This is a genomic window from Pontibacter sp. HJ8 (assembly GCF_054824225.1).
Genome location: NZ_JSYF01000611.1, coordinates 1 through 276, shown reverse-complemented (window position 1 = coordinate 276; position 276 = coordinate 1).

Here is a 276-nt window from a genome sequence, read left to right as displayed (position 1 = left end):
GGCTCAAGCTATACCTGCGTAGCTTGAGTTATAAGTTAGTCTGTTATACCTGCCAGCTATACCTTGCTATACCTGTTCTTCTTGTCATTTCGACCAACGGGAATAATCTGGTACAGACTACAAGAATCATCCAGATATCTCACTGCGTTCGAAATGACAGTCCTAGAGCAGAGATTCTCCCCTTGAGGGGAGCCAGAGGGGTGTCTAAGTAGTGGCTATGAAACAAGAGCTATCGAAATATAGCAGCAGGCTCCCCTCCTTAGACAAGCGAGAACG